Source organism: Bradyrhizobium sp. (assembly GCF_035701725.1).
In the GTDB taxonomy this organism is placed as follows: Bacteria; Pseudomonadota; Alphaproteobacteria; order Rhizobiales; family Xanthobacteraceae; genus Bradyrhizobium.
This window is the reverse complement of sequence record NZ_DASSRP010000366.1, coordinates 1-7,544: the sequence shown is the minus strand read 5'-3', so window position 1 is coordinate 7,544 and position 7,544 is coordinate 1. Positions and strand designations below refer to the sequence as shown.

Below are 7,544 nucleotides of genomic sequence, written 5' to 3'. Positions count from 1 at the left end.
CCCTTGAGGTCATCGATCGAATTCAGATGGCTCGACTTCTTGGAGATGAAGCGGGTCGCGGTAAGAAAGTGGGTGTTGGTGAACGCGACCTGCTTCAACCGGTCGGGGTTGTTGGTGGTCGAGCCGCATTCGAGGTCGATGGTGCCGTTGGCAAGGAGGGGAATCCGCCCCGACGAAGTCACCGGATTGAATTCAACGGTGAGCTTGTCGAGCTTCAATTCCTTCTTCACGGCCTCGACGATCTTCAGACAGATGTCGATGGCGAAACCGATCGGCTTCTGGTTGTCGTCGAGGTAGGAGAACGGAATAGAGGAATCACGATAGCCGATATTGATGACGCCGGTGTCCTTGATTTTCTTCAGCGTACCGTTGAGATCTTCAGCATTGGCTGCGCCCGCCAACAGAGCGGTGGCGGTGGCAGTCGCAAACGCGACGATGCGCAGGCATCTCGTCCCCATCTCTCTCACCCCAGTCACATCAGACACGGCAATCCTCATCGAAATCTGCATTGACCTGTCACGGTCGGCTTATGCACCGGCTTCATGCAAGGACCGGGCCGCCCCGACCTGCTGCGACCTTACATGACTTTATACGCATCGGGATCGGAGGAGTCGGACGGCATGGCAAATTCGTGCCTGAGCTCGGCTCCCATCGGCACATTCAAATTCAAGCCTTTCGGCGGAATTTTCTGCATGAACCACTTTTCGTAGAGCTTGGGCCCTTCAGCGCTCTGGTAGAGCGCGGCCGTCGCATCATCCACCACCTTCTTGAACGCGGGATCGTCCTTTCGCAGCATGATGCCGCACGGCTCGGGCTTGGAGAACGCATCGGATGAGATCGCGTAACTTTCCGGATTTTTCGACCCCACCGCGAAAGCGGCGAGCAGAATGTCGTCCATCACAAAGGCGGCCGCGCGGTCGTTCTCGACCATCAGGAACGCCTCGGCATGATCCTTGGCGTGAATGACATTGATGTCGAGATTGCGCGCCGCGTTGGTCTCGATCAGCTGCTTGATATTGCTGGTGCCGGAGGTCGCGACCACCGACTTGCCTCTCAGATCCTCGATCTTGTCGAGCTTATTGGCCTTCTTCGAGATGAAACGCGTCGCCGTGAGGAAATGCGTGTAGCTGAAGGTGATCTGCCGCTGCCGCTCCGGATTGTTGGTGGTCGACCCACATTCGAGGTCGATGGTGCCGTTGGCGAGCAGCGGAATCCGAGTCGACGACGATACCGGAACCAGCTCGATCGCGAGCTGGTCAAGCTTCAGCTCCCTCTTCACCGCATCGACGATGGCGTAGCAGATGTCCATCGCGTAGCCGATCGGCTTCTGGTTGTCGTCGAGGTAAGAGAACGGAATCGACGAGTCCCGAAAGCCGAGCGAAATCGAACCCGTCTCCCTGATCTTCTTCAGCGTGCCGGAGAGCGGCTCGGCCCGCGCCGGCGCGGCGCTCAAGACTGCCTGCGCGGCGAACAAGGCCGCCGAGAAAGCAAATCCCGTGCTGCGCATACGCCACATATGATGTCCCCCGGTCAGACGCATCGTCGGCAAAAAGCGCGTGGCCGTTCTTCCGAACAGCCTGCCCCGGGGGCTCAGCCCCGAAGGCCATGCGCCACCGATGTTCGCCTCACATCGTCTTGTAGGAGTCCGGATCGGGCGAATCCGAGGGATGGGCGAATTCGTACTTGAGCTCCGGCCCGAGCGGCACGTTCAGGGTAAGGCCCTTCGGCGGAATCTTTTCCATGAACCACTTGGTGTAGATCTTGGCGCCCTCGCCGCTCTGATAGAGCGCAGCGGTCGCGGCATCGACCACCTTCTTGAAAGGCACATCGTCTTTGCGCACCATGATGCCGTAGGGCTCCGGCTTGGAGAACGCATCGGTCGAAATGACGTAAGCGCTCGGGTCCTTCGAGCTTGCGACGAGGCTCGCCAGCAGAATGTCGTCCATCACGAAGGCGACCGCGCGATCGCTTTCCACCATCAGGAATGCCTCTGCATGGTCCTTGGCCGGGATGATGTTGATGCCGAGACTGCGCGCGGCATTGGCTTCGTTGAGCTGCTTGATGTTGGTGGTGCCGGAGGTCGAGACCACCGACTTGCCTTTCAGGTCGTCGATCGACTTGATGTTGTTTGCCTTCTTCGAAACATAGCGGCTCGCGGTGAGGAAGTGGGTGTTGGTGAACCAGACCTGCTTCTGCCGCTCGGCGTTGTTGGTGGTCGATCCGCATTCGAGGTCAACGGTGCCGTTGGCCATCAGCGGGATACGGGTGGCCGACGTCACCGGGTTGAGCTTGACCTCGAGCTTGTCGAGCTTGAGCTCCTTCTTCACGGCATCGACGATCTTGTAGCAGATGTCCATGGCGTAGCCCACGGGCTTCTGGTTGTCGTCGAGGTAAGAGAACGGGATCGAGGAGTCGCGATAGCCGAGCGTGATTGCGCCGGTGTCCTTGATGTTCTTCAGCGTCCCGGTCAGTTCCTGCGCCGTCGCCGGGCATGCCGCCAGCGCAACAGCAATTGCTGCGCCTGCAATAAGCGTCCGCTTCATGAAAATACTCCCTGTTATACGACCTCAACCCGTGGCGGCCCGGCCAAAGACCGGCGCCTTTACCCCACCTTATGGTCTGAACGGCAGTCGCTCGCAAGCCGACCTTTGAGGAATGAGGCGCCATGCGCCACTCCGCCACGGCCGCCGGCCCGGCCCCCCTAGCGCGGGGCGGCCGACGTTGCGTGGATGGTTAATAGCGTGCCCAGGCTCAAGATGGCGACCGCCGTCAGGTAATAGCCGGGCGCCAGATCACCGATCAGGGCGAAGCCGCCGAGCCAGGTCATGGTGGCCGGCCCCATGCCGCCGAACAGCATGACGCCGATATTATAGCCTAGCCCGAGCCCGGTCGCCCGCGTCGCCGGCGGCAGCAGTTCCGCCATCAGCGCCGCGAGCGGGCCGTAATACAGTGCCTTCAGCGTCGACAGCGAAAATACAACGAAGACGATCACGGCCGGCGTCGGATCTTTCGTGATCAGCAGGAACATCGGAAACACCGACAGCAAGAGCAGGATGTTGGCCGTGATCATATGCCGGGTACGACCGATCCGGTCGGAAATCATTCCGGCAAACGGTGTCAACAGCGTCACCATGATGCCGCCGACAAAGGTCGCGGTAAAACCGACATTCGGCGGCAAATGGAAGTTTTTGACGACATAGGTCGGCATGTAGATGATGAGGTAGTTGACCGCGGTCGAGATCGCGAGCGCGCCGATGCCCATCAGCACGCGCGACTTCTGATTGAGCAGGATCTCCTTCACCGGCGAGCCGTCGGCGGCCGGTGGCGCGGTGGCATCTTCCAGATGATTGCGGATGTAGATGCCGATCGGGCCGATCAACACGCCGAACAGAAATGGAATCCGCCAGCCCCAGGCGTTGAGATCGTCAGGCGCCATCCAGCCGGTGAGGACAACGCCGAAGGTGGAGGCCAGCAGATTGCTGAGGCCTTGGCTGGCAAATTGCCAGCTTGCGATGAACCCGCGCCGGTCGGGCCGGTGCTCGACGAGGAATGCGGTCGAACTGCCGAACTCGCCGCCGGCCGAAAATCCCTGCACCAGGCGCGCCAGCAGGACCGCGATCGGCGCCAGAACGCCGATCGTGGCAAAGGTCGGCATCACGGCCACCGCAAGCGTGCCGAGCGTCATCAGCACGATGGAAATCAAGAGCGAGGCCTTGCGGCCATGACGGTCCGCATAAGCGCCGAGCACGAGGCCGCCGATGGGGCGGGCGAGATAGGCAAGTCCGAAGGTGCCGAACGTCAGAAGCAGCGACGTGGTCTGGTCATCGTTCGGAAAGAAAGCTTTCGATACATAGACCGCGAAATAGCCGTAGATCGTGATGTCGTACCACTCGAGGGCATTGCCGACCGAAGTCGCCACGATCAGCCGCGTGATGCTCTTTTCCCGGCGCGCCTGCGCGCTTTGCGTCAAGTCGGCCGGCGTCGAAACGGTCATGCGGCATCCCTCGCCTTCAAAGCGGCGCTTTCAATTCGCCCAGATCCCAGAACAGGCCGGCCATGATGCCGAGCGCTTCCTCCGTCACCGACAACAGAATGTGCTCGTCCGGCGCGTGCTGCGAACAGCCGGGATAGGAATGCGGCACCCACAGTGTCGGCAGCTTGAGAATGTCGGTGAAGACGTCGTTGGGCAGCGAGCCGCCGAAGTTTGGCAGCACCGCCGGCGGCTTACCCGTGGTCTTGCGAATCGATTCCGCGGTCCATTTGATCCAGGGGCTGTCGAAATCGGTGCGGGAAGCCGCGAAGCGCTGGGTCGCCGAAACCTCGACCATGGGAAAGCCGCGGGCATCCAGATGCGCGCGGATCACCTCGGCGATATTGTCGACCCTGGTGCCGACCACAAAGCGCAATTGCAGCACAGCCGAGGCACGGCCAGGAATGGCGTTGGCCGGCTTTTCGATATTGCCCGACGACATCGCCAGCACTTCCAGCGTATTCCACGCGTAAAGCCGCTCGGCCGCCGACAATCCGTCCTCACCCCAGTTTTCCGACAACGCCGGCTCATCTGCGGTCGGCTTGACCTCGACATCGGCGAGCGCAGCGCGGATCTGGTTCGACAGACGCGGCGGCTTCAATTGTTCGAGCTGCAAGCGGCCATGGCTGTCGACGAGGCTTGCGATGGCATTGGCCAGAATGGTCGCGGGATTGGCGAGCACGCCGCCCCAATTGCCGGAGTGATGGCCGCCTTCGCGCAAGGATACATCGAGATGAATGCGGATGCCGCCGCGGCAGCCAAGGAATAGCGTCGGCCGTTCGGCCGAAAGCCGCGGGCCATCGGAAGCCAGCAACAGATCCGCTTTCAATTCATCGCGCAGGCTCTCGCACACCTCGGGCAAATCCGGCGAGCCGATTTCCTCGCCGGTCTCGATGATGAACTTGGCGTTAAATCCAAGCTTGCCGCCGCGCACTGCGCGCACCGCCGCCATCGCCGCCATGTTGATACTATGTTGGCCCTTGTTGTCGGCGGTGCCGCGGCCATAGACGCGGTTGCCCACGTGCGTGGTGCGCCAGGGGTCGAGATTGTCCCGCCACCCGCCCACCATGCCGTCGACCACATCGCCATGGCCGTAGATCAAGACGGTCGGCGCGGACGGGTTCTCGCGATATTCGGCGAGCAGGTAGGGGCCTTTTTGTGCCGGAGACTCGATCAGCCGGGTCGCAAAATCCATGCCCGCGAAAGCTGGCTGAAGCGCGTCAGTCAGATAGGCCCGCAGCGCGTCGCGCTTTTCCGGATTTTGGCTTTCGGTTTGATAGGCCACTCGTCGGTCGAGTTCGGACAAAAATTCTCCCGAATGCAGCATGGCGTGGGCTCGGGTGACGGCATCGGCTCTGGTCATGGCAATTTTATTCGCAGTTTGCGGGATTGGATCGGAGCACGTTAGCGGGACAGCTCCCGGGCTGGAAGCTCTTTGCTTATCGGAGTGGGAATGCGACAATTCAAGTAACCGGCCGGCCTATCGGCGGCCAGAACCATAAAAAAATGGGAGCGCTCCATGAAAGCCATCTTCCGCCTTGCTGCGATCAGCGTCTTATTTGCCGGTTCCGCCTTCGCTTTGACCGGCGAGCGCATGCCGGAAATGACGCTCGAACAGATGACGCCGGCCCAGCGCCCCATTGCGGAAGCGATCATGAATGGACCGCGCGGCCGGATGAGCGGACCCTTCAACGCCTGGCTGCGCAGCCCGGTGCTGGCGGACCGACTGCAGAAAGTCGGCGAATATGTCCGCTTCAATACCTCGCTCGATAAGCGCATCAACGAGATGGCGATCCTGATGACGGCGCAGGCCTGGGGCGCGCAATATGAATGGTACGCCCATGCCCCGCTGGCGATCAAAGCCGGCCTCGACCCCGCAATTGTCAAGGCGATCGGCGCCGGCCAGAAGCCCGCCAACATGAAAGACGATGAGGCGATCGTCTGGGAATTCACCTCCCAGCTCCGCCGCGACCACAGCGTCGATGATGCCGTTTATTCCAAGGCGCTCGAAAAATTTGGCGAGCAAGGCATCGTCGATCTGATCGCCGTCAACGGCTATTATGACGTGGTCTCGATGACGCTCAACGTCGCGCATGTGAAGCCGCCGGCGGAAGCCGAGATGCCGTTCAAGCAGGCCGGCCAATAGCTTCTCTCTCGTGATCGCGCATGCCTGCATGGGCTTACGCGATCACGCTGCCTCGAAAGTCACCCGCATGAAGAAAGAAATCCGGCTCAACGCGTTTGCGATGAATTGCGTCGCGCATCAATCGCCGGGGTTATGGACGCACCCGCGCGACCGCACCGCCGAGTACAACCGCCTGCCCTATTGGCTTGACCTCGCCAGGACGCTGGAGCGCGGGCGGTTCGACGGCCTGTTTCTTGCCGACGTACTTGGGGTCTACGACGTGTTCGGCGGCAATCACGAGGCGGCGGTGCGCACGGCCGCACAGACGCCCGTCAACGATCCGATGCTGGTGATCCCGCCGATGGCAGCGGTCACCGAACATCTCGGCTTCGGCGTGACTTCCAATCTCTCCTACGAACCGCCCTATACGTTCGCCCGCAGGATGTCGACGCTCGATCACCTCACCGAAGGACGCGTCGGATGGAATGTCGTCACCGGATATCTCGACAGCGCCGCGAAAGGCGCCGGCAAGGACAAGCAGACCGGGCACGACGACCGCTACGACATTGCCGACGAATATATGGAGGTCGTCTACAAGCTCTGGGAAGGCAGCTGGGAGCATGACGCGGCGATGCGCGATCGAGTACGCGGCATCTTTGCCGACCCCAAGAAGGTTCATCGCGTCCGTCACGAGGGAAAGAACTATCGTCTCGACGCCATTCATCTTTGCGAGCCGTCACCACAACGAACGCCCGTGCTCTACCAGGCCGGGACCTCGCCGCGCGGGCGTCAGTTCGCGGCCCAGCACGCCGAATGCGTTTTCATGTCGGGACCCTCGGCGAAAGTCATCGCCCCACGCGTCGCCGGCATTCGCGAACTCGCCGCTCAAGCCGGGCGCAATCCCGCCGAGATCCTGATGTTCTCGATGTTCACCGTGATCCTCGGCGAGACCGAAGCCAAGGCGAAAGCGAAATACGAGGAGTATCGCAGCCACGTGGACCCGGAGGGCGCGCTGGTCTTGATGTCCGGCTGGACCGGCGTCGATTTCTCGGCCTACGACCTCGACCAGCAGGTGCGGCATGTCGAAAATGATGCGGGCCGTTCGGCGATGGACAACATCACCCGCGCCGACCCCGATCGCGTCTGGACCGTGCGCGAAGTCGCCCAGCATGTCGGGATCGGCGGTATCGGCCCCGTGGTGGTCGGCACGCCGGAGCAGGCGGCTGACGCGATCGAAGCCTGGTTCGATCAGACCGACGTCGACGGGCTCAACATGCCCTTTGCGGTCTCACCCGGCGATTTCGAAGACATCACGGAAATGCTGGTGCCGGAGCTGACGCGGCGCGGCCGCTACAAGAAGCAATATCGGCCCGGCACGTTGCGGGAGAA

At 61.5% G+C, this 7,544-nt stretch carries 7 protein-coding genes; 2 read left to right on the top strand and 5 right to left on the bottom strand.

Features of this window, described 5'->3' with window-relative positions:
* The 5 genes from VFL62_RS22035 to VFL62_RS22015 form a co-directional block, all read right to left on the bottom strand.
* The coding region (locus VFL62_RS22035; RefSeq protein WP_325174506.1) for a transporter substrate-binding domain-containing protein at positions 1 to 458 on the bottom strand (458 nt) is incomplete at its 3' end.
* A gap of 119 nt (positions 459 to 577) precedes the next feature.
* Complete coding sequence (locus VFL62_RS22030; RefSeq protein WP_325174505.1) at positions 578 to 1,516, bottom strand: amino acid ABC transporter substrate-binding protein; 939 nt, start codon at positions 1,514 to 1,516, stop codon at positions 578 to 580.
* Between the two features lie 109 nt (positions 1,517 to 1,625).
* Positions 1,626 to 2,543, bottom strand: a complete 918-nt coding sequence (locus VFL62_RS22025) for an amino acid ABC transporter substrate-binding protein (protein WP_325174504.1) — start codon at positions 2,541 to 2,543, stop codon at positions 1,626 to 1,628.
* Between the two features lie 158 nt (positions 2,544 to 2,701).
* Complete coding sequence (locus VFL62_RS22020; RefSeq protein ID WP_325174503.1) at positions 2,702 to 3,994, bottom strand: MFS transporter; 1,293 nt, start codon at positions 3,992 to 3,994, stop codon at positions 2,702 to 2,704.
* A gap of 16 nt (positions 3,995 to 4,010) precedes the next feature.
* The gene (locus tag VFL62_RS22015) at positions 4,011 to 5,393 is read right to left on the bottom strand and encodes a M20 family metallopeptidase (protein WP_325174502.1); all 1,383 of its coding nucleotides are present in this window, start codon (positions 5,391 to 5,393) and stop codon (positions 4,011 to 4,013) included.
* 156 nt (positions 5,394 to 5,549) lie between these two features.
* Here VFL62_RS22015 and VFL62_RS22010 point away from each other — a divergent pair, with 156 nt between their 5' ends.
* Positions 5,550 to 6,176 carry a carboxymuconolactone decarboxylase family protein gene (locus tag VFL62_RS22010; RefSeq protein ID WP_325174501.1) on the top strand — a complete coding sequence of 209 codons (627 nt, stop codon included), beginning with the start codon at positions 5,550 to 5,552 and terminating at the stop codon, positions 6,174 to 6,176.
* Between the two features lie 67 nt (positions 6,177 to 6,243).
* The coding region (locus VFL62_RS22005; RefSeq protein ID WP_325174500.1) for an LLM class flavin-dependent oxidoreductase at positions 6,244 to 7,544 on the top strand (1,301 nt) is incomplete at its 3' end.